This window comes from Advenella sp. EE-W14, assembly GCF_012923605.1.
Classification (GTDB): domain Bacteria; phylum Pseudomonadota; class Gammaproteobacteria; order Burkholderiales; family Burkholderiaceae_B; genus Advenella; species Advenella alkanexedens.
Genome location: NZ_JAAVNG010000014.1, coordinates 98,263 through 116,772 on the forward strand (window position 1 = coordinate 98,263; position 18,510 = coordinate 116,772).

Here is an 18,510-nt window from a genome sequence, read left to right on the forward strand (position 1 = left end):
ATCCGATGTAGTAACTATAACCGAATTTCATGGTGCAATGCAAGAAAAATTACAGGTAAACCCTAAGAAAATCGTAACGAATGTTGTAAAAACAACAAAACTCACACGCGGTAGGCTAAAGTCGTCATGATTTTTGACATAAAACGCATGGCCTGTTTGACAGGTGCCGGCAATTCTTCAGCTCCATTAACCTCGGCCGTGGTCCTGTGCCCTATTTCATCGTCACGCATCTGTGTCACGATTTTACGTGAACGCTCATCCTGTGCAGGTAACGATGCCAGGTGTGACTCAAGGTGCTGCTCAACCTGTCTTTCCGTTTCTGCCATGAAACCCAGATTTTTGGGCACGCCAGCCACACTGGCCATGACACCCAGCGTAAACGAGCCGGCATACCACAAAGGATTCAACAGGCTGGTATGGCTTTTCAGCTCTCCAAGCCGATCATGACACCAGGACAAATGATCCACCTCTTCCTCGGCGGCATGCAGCAATACCTGCCTGATCTGCGGGTCTTTGCACATGATTGACTGACCGCGATACAAAGCCTGGGCACATACCTCTCCCACATGATTGACCCGCATCAAACCGGCTGCATGCCTTTTTTCAGCCTCACTCAACTCAGGATCAGTCACATCAGGCTCACCAGCCGGATTGGGACGGGTGGCCTGTGCCGCCCCCGAAAGCACCTCAAGCGCCTTGTTAACTTCGATAAACAAAGTATCAAGCCCTGATGGCTGTCGACGGAAAGCCGGTTGCGTTCCTGTGTTAGTGATGTTCTGTGTCATAACAATCTCCGGTAATACTGAATGGTTCGGAATTCTAGCCATCTATTTTAGCCAATTGAAACCCGCCTGCCCCCCAAACCCGTCAACATCCCTGTTTATATCTTGCCTTTTCCAATATAAGCACCACAACTGCCTTAAACTTGACTTGTACCCATCGCCGACTGACTCAGTCCTGTCTTTTCTGCTAGCGGAGCCAAACTGCCCGCTCCCATGCGGCCCAATCAAGTAGAATGACAGGTATCTCACCAACAAATTCCGGCAAGGCCTCTTGTTCTTGCGAAAATCGTTATTTCAGGACTCTTAACATGCAGTGTACCGTTGAATGGAATGGCCCCGAGGGCATGCTTTTTGTTTCAAAAACCGGCAGTGGCCACGTTACTGCCATGGATGGCGCCCCCGAAGGAGGCGGCAACAACCTGGCCCCTCGCCCAATGGAAATGATACTGACCGGTGCCGGTGGCTGTGCCGCCTACGACGTGGTACTCATCCTGAAACGTGGCCGCCAGGACATCTCCCACTGCAGCGTCGCCATTACAGGCGAGCGGGCCGATACCGACCCCAAGGTTTTCACCAAAATCCACTTCGTGTTTACCGTCAAAGGCAAAAACCTGTCTGAGAAAGTCGTTGAACGGGCCGTAAACCTGTCCCATACCAAATACTGCTCAGCCGTTGCCATGCTGGAAAAAACAGCCGAAATCACGCACGAAACCAAAATCCTGGAGGCTTGAGTCATGCGTCAATACGAAGACCTCATGCGACACGTCTATGAAAACGGCGCCAGCAAAACTGACCGGACCGGCACCGGCACCCGTTCGGTCTTCGGTTATCAAATGCGCTTTGACCTGTCCGAAGGCTTTCCCATGGTCACCACCAAAAAGCTGCATACCAAAAGCATCTTCATAGAACTGCTCTGGTTCCTGCGCGGTGACGCCAACGTCAAATGGCTGCAAGAACGCGGTGTTAGCATTTGGGACGAATGGGCCGATGAAAACGGCAACCTTGGCCCGGTTTACGGTGTACAGTGGCGCTCATGGCCCACCCCTAACGGTGAACACATCGACCAGATCAGCCAGGTTATTGAACAAATCAAAAACAACCCCGATTCACGCCGCCTGATCGTGTCCGCCTGGAACGTAGCAGACATCGGCAAAATGAAGCTGCCTCCCTGTCACGCCTTCTTCCAGTTTTACGTAGCCGAAGGAAAATTATCCTGTCAGCTTTACCAGCGCAGTGCCGACATTTTCCTGGGCGTTCCCTTTAACATTGCCAGCTACGCCCTGCTCACCCACATGGTGGCCCAACAATGCAACCTGGAAGTTGGCGAATTCATCTGGACCGGCGGCGACTGCCACCTGTACAGCAACCACCTGGAACAGGTCGAACTGCAACTGTCTCGCGAACCCTTCCCCTACCCCAAACTCAACATCAAACGCAAGCCTGCATCCATTTTTGAGTACGAGTACGAAGACTTCGAAATCCTGGATTACCGGCACCACCCCCATATCAAGGCACCCGTGGCCGTTTAAACAGGCACAAGACAGCAATAAACAAGCATTAATCCAGTAAGAAATACCCAAGCACATGACCTCTTTAAACATCATCGTCGCCTACACCGACAACCACGTCATCGGTAAAGACAACACCATGCCATGGCACATCCCGGGCGACCTGGCCAACTTCAAAAAAACCACCGTGGGCAGTCCCATTATCATGGGCCGTAAAACCTGGGAATCCCTGGGTCGCCCCTTGCCTGGCAGACGCAACATCGTCATCACGCGCAATCAGGACTACCAGGCTACCGGTGCGGAATGCGTCCCTACCCTTGAAACAGCCATCACCGCCGCCACCGCAGACGGCGTAGAAAATGTCTTCATCATCGGTGGCGAACAAATCTTCCGCTTAAGCCTGGACCAATGCGACAAGATATATGCCACCGAAATCCACGCCAACATTGAAGGCGACACCTACTTCCCGGCCCTGGACAAAACCCGCTGGAAAGAAACCAGCCGGCAAACCCAGCCCCAAGAAAACGGCCTAAGCTACGACTTCGTCATTTACGAAAAAGCGTAACTGACTGGTTGCCAATAACGTGGGAACTGGGGTTTGTGTGTAACCACCCGGGACTGGGATGGTGCACACAACCACCCCGTCAGGCTTCGCCTGCCACAAATCTGAAAACCATCCCTTTCAAGAAGAAACCACCCGCCCAAAACAAAGAAAAGCGGATTCATCGTTCAGGTGCAGCGAATCCGGCGCGTAGCGGCGTCAGAGCAAACCTGAATGATGAATCCGCACCTTTCAAAAAGAACGGGCTCAAATAACTAAAGACTCAAATCACCAAAATCAAACATAGTCCTTAAGCGGCGGACAAGTACAAACCAGATTCCGATCCCCATAAGCATTATCCACCCGCGCCACCGGTGGCCAATACTTGCCATCCGATGACACCGAATACGGATAAGCCGCCTCGGTACGGGAATAACCATGTTCCCAAACATCCGCCACCAGCATCTGCGCCGTATGTGGTGCATTCACCAGCACATTATCCTGCGCATCCACCTGCCCCTTCTCGACCTGCTCAATCTCCTTGCGAATCGCAATCATCGCATTAATGAACCGATCCAACTCCCTCAGGCTCTCCGACTCGGTCGGCTCAACCATCAGCGTACCCGCCACCGGAAAACTCATCGTGGGCGCATGAAAACCATAGTCCACCAGACGCTTGGCCACATCATCCACCGTAATCCCGCTACTTTCCTTAACAGGACGCAAATCCAGAATACACTCATGGGCAACGCGCCCATTACGTCCCGAATACAATACCGGATAATAAGGCGCCAGCCGCTTCGCAATATAATTCGCATTCAGCAAAGCCACCTCGGTCGCCCGTTTCAGGCCTTCGGCCCCCATTAAAGCGATATACACATAAGAAATGGGCAAAATACTGGCAGACCCGAAAGGTGCCGCAGACACCGGCCCCATCAACGCATGGTCATCACGATGCCCCCGCTCATCCAACACACCTGGCAAATAGGGCGCCAAATGGGCACGCACCGCAACCGGCCCCACACCTGGCCCACCGCCGCCATGCGGAATACAAAACGTCTTGTGCAAGTTAAGATGAGACACATCGGAACCGAACAGGCCTGGCTTGGCCAGCCCCACCATTGCATTCATATTTGCACCATCCAGATAAACCTGCCCGCCTGCCTGATGCACCAGTTCGCAAATCTCGGTAATCGCCTCTTCAAACACACCATGCGTAGAGGGATATGTCACCATCAAGGCCGCGACCCGATCACCCAGCTTTTCCAACTTCACCTTAAGATCACTCACATCCACATTGCCATTTTCATCAGTCGCAACCACCACGACATCCATGCCCGCCAAATGCGCCGAGGCCGGATTGGTGCCATGCGCAGACGCGGGAATCAGACAAACATTGCGTTGATGCTGGCCATTGGCCTGATGATAGGCACGAATCGCCAAAAGCCCTGCATACTCTCCCTGGGCCCCTGAATTGGGTTGCATACTAATCGAATCGTAGCCCGTGACCTCACACAAGGCATGCGAAAGACGATCAAGCAGCTCCTGATAACCGGCCGCCTGATCGCGCGGTGCATAAGGATGCAGGTTTGCAAACTCGGGCCAGGTAATGGGCATCATCTCTGCCGTCGCATTCAGTTTCATGGTGCAGGAGCCCAATGGAATCATACTGCGATCAAGAGCCAGATCTTTATCGGCAAGGCTGCGTAAATAACGCAGCATATCAGTTTCGGAATGAATACTGGAAAAAACCGGATGCGACAAAATGGCAGACTGCCTGGCCACACTATTGGGCACAAAAACATCCAGTTCGGCATAAAGCCCGGCCACATCTGGCGCTGCCCTGCCAACACCGGCTGCAATCACATTCACCAGCTGCTGAAGATCTTCAAGCGTTACCGTTTCATCCAGAGACACCGCAAAACTGTCATTGTCAGGCTGACGCAGATTGATTTGCGCATTCAGGGCTGCCTTGATCACCTCAGCCGCCAAGGCTGTTTTTACCTGCAAGGTATCAAAGAAAGTATCGTTAACCGTACTCAAGTCCAGTCGGGCCAGGGCTTCTTTTAACACCAGCGTACACACATAAACCCGCTGCGCAATCGCACGAATACCATTAGCCCCATGATAAACCGCATACATGCTGGCCATTACCGCCAGCAGGACCTGGGCCGTACAAATATTGGACGTGGCCTTTTCACGGCGAATATGCTGCTCACGGGTTTGCAAGGCCAACCTTAATGCCGGGTTCCCCTGGGCATCTAGCGAAACCCCCACCAAGCGACCGGGCATATTGCGCTTGAAGGCATCTTTACAGGCCATGAACCCGGCGTGTGGACCGCCAAACCCCAAAGGCACCCCAAAGCGCTGCGCACTGCCAACGGCAATATCGGCATGCCATTCGCCGGGGGCTTTCAAAATGGCCAGGGCCAGCAAATCGGTAGCGACGGCAACAACCGTGCCTTTTGCCTGCAGGGCCATGGTCAGACTGGCGTAATCAAGTACCCCGCCAAGACTATGCGGATACTGCAGCAACACCCCAAAACAATCCGGGATATCTTCCAGCTCATTGCCACAAACCACCTCTATCCCCAGGGCTTCGGCACGAGTACGAACCACCGCGATGGTTTGCGGATGACAATGCATGGACACAAAAAACACCTGGCTTTTGGATTTTGATACCCGCTTTGCCAAGGTCATGGCCTCGGCAGCAGCCGTGGCTTCGTCAAGCAAAGAGGCATTGGCCACCGGCAATCCGGTCAGATCAGCCACCATTGTCTGGAAATTCAGCAAGGCTTCCAAACGGCCCTGGGAAATTTCAGGCTGATAAGGGGTATAAGCGGTATACCAGGCCGGATTTTCAAGAATGTTGCGCAAAATCACATTCGGCGTGTGTGTGCCATAGTAACCCTGCCCGATATAGTTCCGATACAGTTTATTGCCCGATGCAATACGCTTGAGTTCAGCCAGCACATCGGTTTCACTGCGGGCATGATCCAGCGCCAGAGGGCCTGCCAGACGAATACCCGCAGGCACAATTTCCTCAATCAGGTCATCCAGGCTTTCAGCCCCGATAACAGACAGCATTTTTTTCTGCTCGGCCTCGGTAGGCCCTACGTGTCGACCAATAAACGCCTGGGACACATCCTTATGTGTACGCAACATATCTTTATCCCATAAAAATGGTGATTATTCAGCCTGCTCCTGATAACCGGCGGCATCCAGCAAGGCTTCAAGATCTGCCGGGTTATTGGGCTTTATCTTGAAGATCCAGTTTGCGTAAGCGTCTTCGTTGATCAAATTGGGCTCCTCTTCAAGGCTTTCATTAAAAGCCACAATTTCACCATCAACAGGCGCATAAATATCTGAAGCGGCCTTGACCGACTCAACCACTGCCGCTGTTTCACCGGCCTTCAGGGTATCACCCACATTCACATCTCCCACATAAACCAGATCACCCAACTGATCCTGTGCATTATCGGTAATACCGACCAGGAATACGTCACCTTCTGCCAAAACCCATTCATGAGTCTTGGTATATTTACGATCGGTAGGCAAATTCATTGATTAATCACTCCTGATTGACAAATTTATTTATATATAACAAACACGTTTTAAACGTAAAATTTATAACAAGCACGTTTTAAACGTAATATTGACACTGATTTGTTCAAGATTTCCAAGACCCGTGAGCCGCAAAACCGCCGGATCAAGACACTAATGGCTTGCCATGTCGCACAAAAGGCAAGGCGCACAAGGTTGCCGGCAGCCATTTGCCACGCAGCTCCACCTGGACCGGGTCACCGGCCTGAACGCCTTCAGGCAAACGGGCAAAACCGATGGAAAATCCTAAAGTGGGTGACATGGTACCACTGGTAATCTCGCCCTCGCCCAATTCGGTCCTGACTTTCATATGAGACCGCATCACACCGCGCTCATTCAGCTTGATGCCCATAAAAGCATTGCGCTTTGGATCCTGGGAAATGGCCTGGCGGCCAATAAAATCACGGGCTTCGTCTTTAAAACTGACCGTCCAGGCCAAACCCGCCTGGGCGGGCTGGATGGTTTCATCCATATCCTGACCGTATAAATTCATGCCGGCCTCAAGGCGCAAGGTATCACGGGCACCCAGGCCACACGGTTTTACCCCCTGAGCCAGCAGATCATTCCAGAAAGCCACCACCTGTGTGGCAGGCATCACGATTTCAAAACCGTCTTCTCCGGTGTAGCCGGTACGGGCCACCATGAAATCCGGCTCAATAAAGACCGCTGTAAAAGGTGTCAGGGATTCGGTTTGCGTTTTCAGGCCGGAACGGACATTCCAGACCTTCTCCCGGGCATGCGGCCCCTGCACGGCAATCATGGCCAGGTCATGACGGGGTGTAATCACGACCTGCCCTGGCCCCTCTTGTTGAGCCTGCGCCTGCAGCCAGGCCACATCAACCCCGGCCCTGCCGGCATTGACCACCAAACGCCAGTTATCAGGCGCAAAGAAATACACAATCAAATCATCAATCACCCCTCCTTCGGGGTTGAGCATGCAACTGTATAAAGCCTTGCCTGGAACAGTGAGCCTGGCCACATCATTGGCCAGCACATGGCGCAAGAAATCAAATGACCCCGCCCCGGAAACATCGATATTCAACATGTGGGAAACGTCGAACATCCCCACGGCATTGCGCACCGCGTGATGCTCTTCGATTTGTGAACCATAGGACACCGGCATGTCCCAGCCGCCAAAATCCACCATTTTGGCGCCCAGCGAAACATGCGTGTCGTGCAAAGGGGTAAATTGAAGATTTTCAGATGACATGGGGAAACCCTGATTGGTATTTTATTGATTGGCAAAGAAACTGCCCGGATATGGCAAGGCCATGCAAATAACTACCTGAACCTCCCATTTCTGAAAATTATATTACTAATTAACGGCAATAAATAAGCTGTTTTCTAGGTATTTACCAGAACTGCCCACCAGACTGATTCATGTTACAAACTAACCTCCTGGTTTTACCAAGTACCAATCATTTAACGGGTCTACGTATTTTTGTCATATCACTATCATGAAAAGTCTGTTAATGTAGACCCGATTACAACCAAAAGGAGCCAACTATGGATAATGGTTTTTATGCAACCCTGATTGCTGAATCAAAGACAAACCCCGGCATTACCGTTATTGAAGATGCCCGTATCCGTGGTGGAGATGCCAATTATCTTTACTCTGGAACCATTCAGGCCACTACACCTGATGAAGTGGTGGCCAACCTGAAAATCAAGGCCTATAAAGCCCAGACCAACGAAGCATTCGGCACCACCAACGATGCCTTTGACCTGTCCCTGACCGGTGTCAAAACCGAAACCGGCTTTGAAATGACCGGCTACTCACCCAGTGGTCGTGAAATCAAAATTGCCGCCACCAAAATAGCCAATATAGATTTATAAACTTTTTGGCCAAGCCTTGCAGGCTGCTTGTTTTCAAAGATTAAAGCACCTGCCCGCAGGCCACTCCGGATGCCCAGGCCCACTGGAAATTATAACCACCCAGCCAACCTGTTACATCAACCACTTCACCTATAAAATACAGGCCTGGCAGTTTTTTGGATTCCATGGTTTTCTGATCCAGCTCTGCGGTATCCACCCCCCCTTTCATGACTTCGGCTTTTTTATACCCGGCCGTACCGGTTGGTATTAATTGCCAGTCATGAATCAGGGTGGCCAACTCTCTTATTTTTTTGTCGGGCATATCAGCCAGGCGCGTATCATGGGCAATGCCCAGGTTTTCAAGCCAACACTCTGCCAGCCGTTTGGGCCACATATTACCCAATACGGTTAACAACTGCTGGCGGCTGCCCGATTTCTTTTCAATCAATGCAGACTCAAGATCCTGCTCTGGTTGCAGATCAAGCATGATGGGGCTGCCTGGCTCCCAATAGCTGGAAATCTGTAAAATAGCAGGCCCCGATAAACCTCGATGGGTAAACAGCAGATCTTCATGAAACTGCGGTTTCTTTTTACCGCTACCGGTCGCCACCACCGCTTCAAGTGACACACCCGCCAGCGTACTGAAACGCCGCCAGGTGTCAGCATCAAATGTCAGGGGCACCAGGGCCGGACGGGGCTCCACCACTTTCAGGCCAAACTGGCGGGCGATTTTCATGCCATAGTCACTGGCACCCAGCTGGGGAATGGCCATCCCGCCAGTGGCCACTACCAGCTTTGCGGCACGAATCGTTCCCGCTGATGTGTGCAGCACAAATGACTGCTCTTCCGGCCGTTGGATCTCATTGACGGTACACCCCATACGCCAGGCCACCTTGCCCAGATCACATTCAGTACGCAGAACATGAATAATGTCCTCACTGGAGTGATCGCAAAACAGCTGCCCCTTGTGCTTTTCATGCCAGGCTATCTTGTATTTCGCCAGCAGGGCCAGAAAATCCTGCGGAGTATAGGCCGACAGGGCCGAGCGGCAAAACCGGACATTGCTGGAAATGAACTGCTGGTAGGTGGTCCCCAGATTGGTGAAATTGCATCGACCACCGCCAGAGATACGAATTTTCTCGGCCAGCTTGGTGGCATGATCAATTAATACCACCTTCCGGCCACGCTGGCCGGCGACAGCGGCACACATCATGCCTGCCGCCCCCGCACCAATGATGGCAACGTCAAACACCGTACCGTTACTCATCAAGCTTCAGACAATCCACATACAGACGGGTATTGCCGTTTTTATCAACGTCAGTACCCAAACCATGAATGAACGTTTCAAAACCGGGGAATTTTGCGTTGAAAGAACGGGCAAACTGCAAGTACTCCACAATGGTTTTATTGAAGCGCTCGCCTGGAATCAACAGGGGGATACCCGGAGGATAAGGGGTTAACAAAACACCGGTTACCCTTCCTTCAAGATCATCAATGCTCACCCTTTCAACGTCCCGATGCGCCATCTTGTCGAAAGCATCGGATGGTTTGAGCGCGGGCACCATATCACTTAAATACACTTCGGTGGTCAGGCGGGCCACGTCATGATCCCGGTATGCCTCGTGAATCATCTGGCATAAATCGCGCAGACCCATATGTTCGTACTGCTTATGGTTCGCGCAAAAATCGGGCATGATACGCCACAGGGGTTGATTTCGGTCGTAATCATCCTTGAACTGCTGCAATGCCGTCAGCATGGTATTCCAGCGGCCTTTGGTAATGCCAATGGTAAACAGGATGAAGAAAGAGTACAGTCCGGTTTTTTCAACCACAATACCGTGCTCGGTCAGGTACTTGGAAACCAGTGCCGCCGGAATGCCGGTGGCATCAAAACTGCCATTGATATTCAGGCCCGGTGTCACAATGGTGGCCTTGATCGGGTCAAGCATGTTAAAGCCTTCGGCCAGATCACCAAAACCGTGCCATTCCTCGCCTGAACGCAGGAACCAGTCTTCCTGTGTACCAATATCATCAGCCACCAGACGGTTGGGACCCCATACCCTGAACCACCAGTCATCCTTGCCATATTCAGAAGCGACTTTACGCATGGCACGACGAAAATCCATGGCTTCGCGGATGCTTTCCTCTACCAGGGCGGTACCACCCGGCGGCTCCATCATGGCTGCCGCCACATCACAGGAAGCAATGATCGCGTACTGGGGAGAGGTTGAGGTATGCATCAAATAAGCTTCATTGAAGATATTGCGGTCCAGTTCGCGGGTTTCGGATTCTTGCACCACAATCTGGGAAGCCTGTGAAATACCCGCCAGCAGTTTATGGGTGGAATGCGTGGCATACACCATGGCATTCTTGCTGCGCGGACGTCCTTCACCAATGGCATGCATATTGTTGTAGAACTCATGAAAAGCAGCATGCGGCAACCATGCTTCATCGAAATGCAGGTTTTCAACCATATCACCCAGCCTTTCCTTGATCATTTCAACGTTATAAATAACGCCGTCATACGTACTTTGGGTAAGCGTCAGGATTTGCGGCTTCTTGTTAAGCGCATTGCGGGCAAACGGATTGGCCTCTATTTTCTTCATGATGTTTTCAGGCTCGAACTCCTCAAGGGGAATCGGACCGATAATCCCCAGGTGATTGCGTGTTGGACGCAAAAACACCGGAATGGCACCCGTCATGGTAATGGCATGCAAAATGGATTTGTGACAGTTACGGTCTACCACCACCACATCATTGGACGCAACGTTGGCATGCCACACCACTTTATTGGAAGTGGACGTACCGTTAGTCACAAAAAAGCAATGATCGGCATGAAAAATACGGGCCGCGTTTTTTTCTGATTCGGCAATCGGTCCGGTATGATCCAGTAACTGCCCCAATTCTTCGACCGCATTACAAACGTCGGCACGCAGCATGTTTTCACCAAAAAACTGGTGAAACATTTGGCCTACCGGACTTTTCAGGAAGGCAACCCCACCCGAATGGCCCGGGCAGTGCCAGGAATAAGAGCCATCCTGGGCATATTTAACCAACTCACGGAAAAACGGTGGTGGCAGGCTGTCCTGATAGCTGCGCGCTTCGCGGATAATATGGCGTGCCACGAACTCGGGCGTGTCTTCAAACATATGAATGAAACCATGCAATTCCCGCAAAATATCATTGGGGATATGCTGGGAAGTTCTGGTTTCACCGTACAGGTAAATCGGAATTTCAGCATTACGAAAACGCAATTCGCCAATGAACGACCGCAGGTTCTTAATCGCAAACGCAACGTCTTCGGGAGAATCCACATCAAACTCTTCGTCGTCAATGGATAAAATAAAGGCACTGGCCCGGCTTTGCTGCTGGGCAAACGAACTGAGATCCCCATAGCTGGTCACGGCCAGCACCTCTACCCCTTCCGCCTTGATGGCATCGGCCAGGGCTCGTACACCAAACCCGGAAGCACTTTCCGAGCGAAAATCTTCGTCAATAATAACGATGGGAAAGCGAAACTTCATTCGAAACTCCTTCACTCACAATACGGTGAGCAACTATTATGTTCTTGGCAGTGTTACGCCCTGTTGACCCTGATACTTGCCGCCACGGTCTTTATATGAAGTCTCACACTCTTCATCACTTTCCAGAAACAGCATTTGGGCACAGCCTTCACCGGCATAAATTTTGGCCGGCAAAGGAGTGGTGTTTGAAAATTCAAGCGTCACATGGCCTTCCCATTCGGGTTCGAGGGGCGTGACATTGACGATAATTCCACAGCGGGCATAGGTGCTTTTGCCCAGACAAATGGTCAGCACGTTGCGGGGAATCCTGAAATACTCCACCGTACGGGCCAGAGCAAAGGAATTGGGCGGAATAATGCATACATCACCCACAAAATCAACAAATGATTTTTCATCAAATGACTTGGGGTCGACAATCGTGGAGTTGATATTGGTAAAAATCTTGAACTCATTGGCACAACGGACATCATAGCCGTAGCTGCTGGTACCATAGCTGACGATTTTCTCACCATTTACCGAGCGAACCTGCCCCGGTTCGAAGGGTTCGATCATACCGGCAGCCGATGCCTCCCGGATCCAACGATCATTCTTTATGCTCATTGCCTTACTCTCAGTGAAATTGCACAAACCGATTTTGTCTTTCGCCAAAACCGGCTTCATAAATTGAATATAGAATTGTAGCCTTACCTGAAGACCGGCAACTCTGATTTCCCTCAATCCCGGAAAAAACGCCGATAGACAAATTCAATACCATTCGTTGTACCCACTTTTGCATCAACCGTTATATATCTGAACAGTTTATAACTGGCCTTGACTACCGTACCGGTTCCTGCCAAAGCCTGTTCCACACTGACAGTCACCCCATTGGCGAATTTCTTGCTGGCAACAAAAAACTGGGTTGACAAATTACTGGAAGAATCAAACTCCAGACCGGAGGCCACAGTTTGCTCAGGCAAAACACTGCCTGATTTGCCCAAGTCACCGGTACGCACGGCCACATCATCTATCCCCAATTGCCGGTAAAAAGGCTCACCACCCCCCAAGATGGATGACCCCACCGAAAACAGCAAGGCAATATCCCCACCGTTACTGTCAGGGCCACGCCCCATAATCAGCCAGGACAATTTTTCAACTTCGCTCACATCAGGATAAGAGACCAGCGTAATCCGTGGTCTTCTGGCCGTGCCCACCACTCGCAAACCGGCCTCTACCTCGAGACCGGTCCGGATGGCTTCAATATCCAGCACCGGATTTTCTATATTGCCCTGAAAGGTGATCCGTCCGCGACGAATTTGCAAACGCTGTCCATACGCCTCGATGGCACCACCACGGGTGCGAAATGCCCCTAATGCCGTCAGGCGACCATCTCGTTGAGTAATATTCAGGTCACCCACAAGACCCGAGTTCAGGCCCATGCCCACCAGATAAAACCGCGGCCCCAAATCAACCGTAAAATCCAGATTCAGGTTTGTGGTGGACTGACTTGGCACCACCTCTTTCTGGCCAGGCTGAAGCACAACCACGTCGCTATCCACCGTGGGGACAGTACCAAGAATATCAATACTGGCCCACCCGGCATCGACCGTTACCTTGCCATCAATATCAATATTAGGCAGGCTGGCATCAATATCAACACTGCCACTGACCATGGCAAAACGGTCAGCCCGTTGTACGATCGGATAATATTCAAGCACTACCTTGGCATTACCCTTGGCTGTCATCAGGTTCCAGCGACCGGTAATATTCATGCTGCCTTTCTGGGCCGGCGGGTTTTCTTCAATCCATTGCCGGGTACGCCACTCGGTTGGCACCACCCGGATGACCGAAGGAAAATGCAGGGTGTTGATCACAAATTCATTATTGCGGAAAGTACCATTAAGTGTCCCGTCCAGCAGGCGCACCCCATTTTCAATTTGCACAACCCTCACTTTATTGCCCGTTACCGATCCTGAGGTTGACCATTGACCCGATGTACTGCTTTGCGCCGTCATATCAAGATTGATACTGCCCCCCAGGTCAAGCAGCTCTCCGGTGAAAGCGGAAAGCCAGGCAATATCGTCCAGCCGGCCTTTAAGGGCAACGCTGGTCCCACCATTGATATCAGGCGTCATGCCATTCATGCGACTATTGACACGGGCTGTCAGGGTACCTTTGTCCCGGGTATCAATAAGCAGATCGGCCGATACCTGACTTTGGGTTCCTGATACCGGATTAGCCTTGACAGCCAGGGACATTTGCTTCAAACCCAATGCCAGGGGATTCTGAAGAGGAACCACGAAATCACCGCCAATCCGCTTCAGGTTGGCCGTACCTGCCAGGGTACCATTAAACTGCAGATCCCAGTCAAAATCAAAGAGCAGGTTTTCATCAACAGCCTGCTTCTTGCGATTGTCGACAATCCTCCCGTTGCTCTTCTTGTTGTTTTCCAACATACCCAGCACTTCCTGCATGTCTTTGACCAAAGCAGGATTAATTAAGAGGCGATTGATAGACCCCTTGCTGGCCCAGTTTCCATCCCGGCCACTGGCACCCTCTTGGTTGATCACCACTTCATGCTTGCCTGGCAGGCCAATCCTTAACTGGGACACACCCAGTTGCCACTCAGGCTTGCCCCCCGCCCCGGCAGGCAGGAGCATGGCCTCCAGCGGTTTTTCCTGATTGGCCGAGAATCCGGCATGTGAGACCTGGAGCCGCTCAAGGGTACCCTTCCAGCCATCAGCGCCCGCAGCCAGTTCTCCCCAGAAGCCCTTTAACCCTACATCAAAACCAACCGGTGCCCGACCCAATTCTGTTGACTTGCCCTGTGAAAACGTGCCTTTAAGCCCAAGCACGTGACTGGCAAGCGAACCATCGAGATTGCCATTCAAAACCAGGCTGCCCGGCAAACCTGGCCAGAAATCGGAAAACCGCGGAGCATTCACCGACAAGCTCAGTTTATCAGTGGCCTGCCCGAAAGCACCTGCTGACTTGATGGCACTGCCGCCCAACGTCAGGTTGATATCGGCCCTGGGAATGGTATAAACATGTGGATCAATCGCACCAACAGCCACACCACCGGATGAACCCAGTTGGCGCAACAGGGCAACATCAAACTTGCCTGCCAGTTTCTGCTTATTCCACTGACTGCCCTCGTCAATATCCCCTTTGACTGACACATTCAAAAGACCAACATCCGGAGACAGTTCCGAATCCAGCTCCAGCCTTGCCCCAACCACTGAAGAAGGAATAATGCCTTCAAGCAGTTTACCCAGCGCCAGCTTTTGCGTGGCCAATGAACCCAGAATACGATACGAGCGATTGGCCTCATTGGGCGTTACCGTTACCCGGGTTTGCAAGGCAGAGCCATCAGGAAGACTGACACTGATATCAGCATCATTCAAGTAATAGGCAGACAGCATATCGGCATTGATATTGGCACTCAGGCTTGATTTCTCACCCTGACCCAAAGCGCTCAGGTGGATAAGATCACCCTGGCCTTCACCACCCGGCTGCTGCGTGATATCCAGGCTTAACGCATGAAAATCAAGTGGTATCGGTGTGGCAAACGGCAAAACACCGGTACCATTGGTTCGCTCAAGATTCAAACTCCCCAGCAAGAACCGGTCAAAGTCCAAATTCCAGTCGGCATCCAGCACCACTTCCCTACGTTCTTCTTTCTTTTTACCATTGGCGCTGGCCAGTTTTTGTTTCAGGGCTGGATCTATTAATTGTCTTACCTGATCAATCAGTTCAGGGCTAATGGCCAAATCCTTGATGGCTCCGCTGGTTTGCCATTTCCCGTTACTGCCCCGGGCCCCTTCCTGCAAGATGGACACCCGATGATCATCGGGCAATTCAAGGCTTAAGGCAGATGGACCAACCGTCCACTGCATATCACCAACCGCGGAAGGCATCAGCGAAAACGACAAAGGTGAAGTTTGCAACAGCCGGATACCGGCATGTTTGGCATCCAGTACGCCAAGGGTACCCACCCAGCTATTGCCTTCCCGGGCACTGGCCCAGCGTCCGCGAAGATCCAGATTCAGAGTGACCGGTGCCTTGCCAAGACGATTATCGGCGGCATCGGCATACATGGCCTGCAAAGCCAGCTTGTGATTCGGCAAATTACCATCCAGAACACCATTGAAATGAATGCTGCCCGGCAAACCTGGCCAGAATGAGGCCAGTGTGGGCGCATTCACATCAAGCGCCAACTGGCTGTGTGCCTGTCCAAAACCGCCCGAACCGGCTATCCGGTTATTGCCCTGCACCAGGTAAATATCGGTCTCTGACACGCTCAGGTTTTCATAATTGGCCCTGACCGCTTGCGGTGCTGAAGGATCAATACCAACCGGGGTGGACGCAAACAAGCCACTGGTATCAATACGGGTTTTCAAATGCCCGTCCAGGGGCTGATTGTTCCACCGGCTTGGCGGGCTGAAACGGGCATCAAGCACCACACTCCTGATTTCCTGTTGATCCAGCAAATCTATGTCCACACGAATATCGGTATTCAATAAGGCCGGGGGCACTGCGCCCGCCAGCAGTTTGTCCAGCGCCAGGTCTTGCATGTGTAACGTGGTACTGATTTTATCCCCGCTGTTTTCACCCTGGTTTTCATGCACCACGGTTTTCAGCTGCAGGCGGGAGTTATCAGTAAGGCCCAGGTTTACATGGCCATCCCGTAAAGGAAAAGGCGAGTCCAGATCAAGATTCAGGCTCATATCCAGGGAAGACTTGTTGCCCTGCCCGGTAGCACCAATGACCATCAGTGGGGACTCATCAAGCTGATGGGTTTCTTTCACCTGAATCGCCAGGGTATTGAAGTCCAGAGGAATGGTTACCGCCAGTGGCAAAATGCTATCGCCTGCGGTACGCTGCAAATTGACCGTACCGGTCAAGGCCTGCACTTGCTGGAAATCCCAATTACCATCGTAAACAACATCGGCGATTTGTTTGGCTTTTGCAGCCACCGGTTTTGCGTCGTTTCCACCTGCCAGGGCCTGCTGGATATCAGTCATCAAGGAATGACTAAGCGTTAAATCAGAGAACGCCCCCTGTGTTTTCCAGCCACGCTGGCTGCCTTCAGACAACCGGTGCGCCAGGGTTGCCGGCTTGCCATTCAAAACCAGCTTGAATTGCGACGCCCCCACTGACCATTGCTTTTCCTGGTCACGGGCATCCGGGGCAAAATAAAGCGCCAACGCATCCTGCTGCTCCAGGCGAATGTTCGCATGTTGCAGCCTCAGGCCGGCAATATCACCCTGCCACACCGGCTGCCCCTGCTCATTTTGAATCAACGCACCGTCAAGGCGGGTTTCAAGACTGACAGGTGCCTTGCCCAGTTCCCTGACCCTGGATTCAGCAAATGTGGCTTTCAGAAATGCGCCATGCTTAGCCAACGAGCCGTTCACCTCTGCATTGGCGCTGCCGCTGCCTTCAAGACCCGGCCACAGGCTGGCCAATTCAGGCAGATTGATATCCAGCAACAAACGGCTGTCAGCATGACCAAAGCCGCCCGATGAGCGGATTTTATTTCGGCCCTGAACCAGATCAATATGCGCGTTGTCGATATAAATCGCATCGGCCGAAGACAGATTCTTAAGCTGCAAGTTGATATCACCCGACAAAGGCTGTCGGTTCCAGCGGCTGGCCGCATCTATCTTTGCCTGCACATCCAGCTGATGCAACCTGCCCAGCCCGGCAAAGTCTGCCTTGAAGCCGAAACGGGCAGTTAACAGTGACTCCGGTACGGCACCGGCCAGCAGTTGATGCAAGGCCAGCTGATTACTCAGCAAACTGCCCTCCAGCCGGTCTGTACCCTCAATACCCTGTTTTTCTTTCAGTTCGGCATTAAGCACCAGCGAAGCACCATTTTCAAGTGCCAGTGCCAAATGTGCATTTTCCAGGGGAACCGGTGCAAACAGGTTTAACACGGTATTGGCGTCCAGATTTACGCCCTGCCCACTTCCTTCCAGGGCAATATCCAGGCGCTCGGCCGAACCCTGTGCCTGCAGATCAAGATTAAAAGTACAACGATTGCCATGTTGCCCCCTGAATATGGAGGTAACCAGAAAACGATCCAGACAAATGGGGGAATCGCGGTTTTCACTGGATGTCATGGCCTGAAGATCCAGTTCCAATGGCCAGGGCGATTTGAGTTGGGTAATTTTAAGATTGCCACTTAAGTCACTATTGACCAGGTCATGACTGATATGCACGCTGTCAATTTTCCCGCTGGCCTGTTCCTGGTTAACCCGCAAATTGCTAACCCAAAACCCGCTTAAACCAACCGGCAAATGACTGCCATCGGCCTGCACCAGTGAAAAGTTGCCTATGCGAACGGTATCCACCTCTATGGTGACGGGCAGGCCCGGCATGGTAAAAGGCCCCGACTCCGTTTCTGGCTCTGGGGATGGCACCGGCAACAGGCGGATATCCAGGTCTCCCACTTCCATATGGGTCACTTTAAGACGCCGATTGAAAAGCTCCAGCCATTGAACCTGAACACGGGCATTGTTTGCCACCACGCTTACTTCAGGTGTATCAAGCACCAGCCGTCCAAGTTTAAGGCCGCGCCAGATTGTCCCCTCAACCTCATCCATTTCACCGCCCACCTGGGCGAGCACAGTACGCAAAGTCCATTTGCTGCCAGCACTGGTACCCAATGCCCAGAACAGAAAAGCGGCCAGCAGGAAAAGCACCACTAAAGGACTGGTTTTCCAGTTAAACCAATTTTTCAAATGCCCGCGGATCCT

Annotated in this window: 12 protein-coding genes; 4 read left to right on the top strand and 8 right to left on the bottom strand. The window is 52.0% G+C overall.

The window, feature by feature from the left end; translation table 11 throughout:
- Window positions 1–101 precede the first annotated feature (101 nt).
- Window positions 102–785 (bottom strand): 2-polyprenyl-3-methyl-6-methoxy-1,4-benzoquinone monooxygenase, encoded by a 684-nt coding sequence (gene coq7, locus HCX92_RS13470; RefSeq protein WP_169295478.1) that lies wholly within the window; start codon window positions 783–785, stop codon window positions 102–104.
- Window positions 786–1,090: 305 nt separating this feature from the next.
- Between coq7 and HCX92_RS13475 the strand changes: the two genes are divergently transcribed.
- Genes HCX92_RS13475 through HCX92_RS13485 form a run of 3 tightly spaced genes read left to right on the top strand, consistent with a single transcriptional unit; the run spans window position 1,091 to window position 2,855 of the window.
- Window positions 1,091–1,513 (top strand): OsmC family protein, encoded by a 423-nt coding sequence (locus HCX92_RS13475; RefSeq protein WP_169295480.1) that lies wholly within the window; start codon window positions 1,091–1,093, stop codon window positions 1,511–1,513.
- Window positions 1,514–1,516: 3 nt separating this feature from the next.
- Window positions 1,517–2,311, top strand: a complete 795-nt coding sequence (locus HCX92_RS13480; RefSeq protein ID WP_169295481.1) for a thymidylate synthase — start codon at window positions 1,517–1,519, stop codon at window positions 2,309–2,311.
- Between the two features lie 55 nt (window positions 2,312–2,366).
- On the top strand, window positions 2,367–2,855 hold the full coding sequence (locus tag HCX92_RS13485; protein ID WP_169295482.1) for a dihydrofolate reductase: 489 nt from the start codon (window positions 2,367–2,369) through the stop codon (window positions 2,853–2,855).
- A 273-nt stretch (window positions 2,856–3,128) separates the two neighbouring features.
- On the opposite strand, the gene gcvP is transcribed toward HCX92_RS13485, so the two are convergent.
- The 3 genes from gcvP to gcvT all read right to left on the bottom strand — a co-directional run bounded on the left by gcvP (window position 3,129) and on the right by gcvT (window position 7,644).
- Complete coding sequence (gene gcvP / locus HCX92_RS13490; protein WP_169295483.1) at window positions 3,129–5,996, bottom strand: aminomethyl-transferring glycine dehydrogenase; 2,868 nt, start codon at window positions 5,994–5,996, stop codon at window positions 3,129–3,131.
- A gap of 24 nt (window positions 5,997–6,020) precedes the next feature.
- Window positions 6,021–6,395 (bottom strand): glycine cleavage system protein GcvH, encoded by a 375-nt coding sequence (gene gcvH, locus HCX92_RS13495; RefSeq protein WP_169295484.1) that lies wholly within the window; start codon window positions 6,393–6,395, stop codon window positions 6,021–6,023.
- Between the two features lie 145 nt (window positions 6,396–6,540).
- On the bottom strand, window positions 6,541–7,644 hold the full coding sequence (gene gcvT, locus HCX92_RS13500) for a glycine cleavage system aminomethyltransferase GcvT (protein WP_169295485.1): 1,104 nt from the start codon (window positions 7,642–7,644) through the stop codon (window positions 6,541–6,543).
- A gap of 296 nt (window positions 7,645–7,940) precedes the next feature.
- On the opposite strand from gcvT, the gene HCX92_RS13505 reads away from it, so the two are divergent.
- On the top strand, window positions 7,941–8,270 hold the full coding sequence (locus HCX92_RS13505) for a GrlR family regulatory protein (protein WP_169295486.1): 330 nt from the start codon (window positions 7,941–7,943) through the stop codon (window positions 8,268–8,270).
- 40 nt (window positions 8,271–8,310) lie between these two features.
- Here the strand turns inward: HCX92_RS13505 and HCX92_RS13510 are convergent, their stop codons facing one another.
- From HCX92_RS13510 to HCX92_RS13525, 4 genes are all read right to left on the bottom strand, one after another.
- Window positions 8,311–9,516: an NAD(P)/FAD-dependent oxidoreductase gene (locus HCX92_RS13510; RefSeq protein ID WP_169295487.1), complete on the bottom strand. Its 1,206-nt coding sequence runs from the start codon at window positions 9,514–9,516 to the stop codon at window positions 8,311–8,313.
- Window positions 9,509–11,773: an arginine/lysine/ornithine decarboxylase gene (locus HCX92_RS13515; RefSeq protein ID WP_169295488.1), complete on the bottom strand. Its 2,265-nt coding sequence runs from the start codon at window positions 11,771–11,773 to the stop codon at window positions 9,509–9,511. The genes HCX92_RS13510 and HCX92_RS13515 overlap by 8 nt, the downstream gene beginning before the upstream one ends.
- Window positions 11,774–11,809: 36 nt before the next feature.
- On the bottom strand, window positions 11,810–12,373 hold the full coding sequence (dcd, locus tag HCX92_RS13520; protein ID WP_169295489.1) for a dCTP deaminase: 564 nt from the start codon (window positions 12,371–12,373) through the stop codon (window positions 11,810–11,812).
- 113 nt (window positions 12,374–12,486) lie between these two features.
- Window positions 12,487–18,495, bottom strand: coding sequence for a translocation/assembly module TamB domain-containing protein (locus tag HCX92_RS13525; RefSeq protein WP_169295490.1), 6,009 nt, complete (start codon window positions 18,493–18,495; stop codon window positions 12,487–12,489).
- Window positions 18,496–18,510: the final 15 nt, after the last annotated feature.

Bases quoted from the DNA above. Each gene is read 5' to 3' on its own strand.
- coq7 (WP_169295478.1), bottom strand. From the start codon at position 785: ATGACACAGAACATCACTAACACAGGAACGCAACCGGCTTTCCGTCGA.
- HCX92_RS13475 (WP_169295480.1), top strand. From the start codon at position 1,091: ATGCAGTGTACCGTTGAATGGAATGGCCCCGAGGGCATGCTTTTTGTT.
- HCX92_RS13480 (WP_169295481.1), top strand. From the start codon at position 1,517: ATGCGTCAATACGAAGACCTCATGCGACACGTCTATGAAAACGGCGCC.
- HCX92_RS13485 (WP_169295482.1), top strand. From the start codon at position 2,367: ATGACCTCTTTAAACATCATCGTCGCCTACACCGACAACCACGTCATC.
- gcvP (WP_169295483.1), bottom strand. From the start codon at position 5,996: ATGTTGCGTACACATAAGGATGTGTCCCAGGCGTTTATTGGTCGACAC.
- gcvH (WP_169295484.1), bottom strand. From the start codon at position 6,395: ATGAATTTGCCTACCGATCGTAAATATACCAAGACTCATGAATGGGTT.
- gcvT (WP_169295485.1), bottom strand. From the start codon at position 7,644: ATGTCATCTGAAAATCTTCAATTTACCCCTTTGCACGACACGCATGTT.
- HCX92_RS13505 (WP_169295486.1), top strand. From the start codon at position 7,941: ATGGATAATGGTTTTTATGCAACCCTGATTGCTGAATCAAAGACAAAC.
- HCX92_RS13510 (WP_169295487.1), bottom strand. From the start codon at position 9,516: ATGAGTAACGGTACGGTGTTTGACGTTGCCATCATTGGTGCGGGGGCG.
- HCX92_RS13515 (WP_169295488.1), bottom strand. From the start codon at position 11,773: ATGAAGTTTCGCTTTCCCATCGTTATTATTGACGAAGATTTTCGCTCG.
- dcd (WP_169295489.1), bottom strand. From the start codon at position 12,373: ATGAGCATAAAGAATGATCGTTGGATCCGGGAGGCATCGGCTGCCGGT.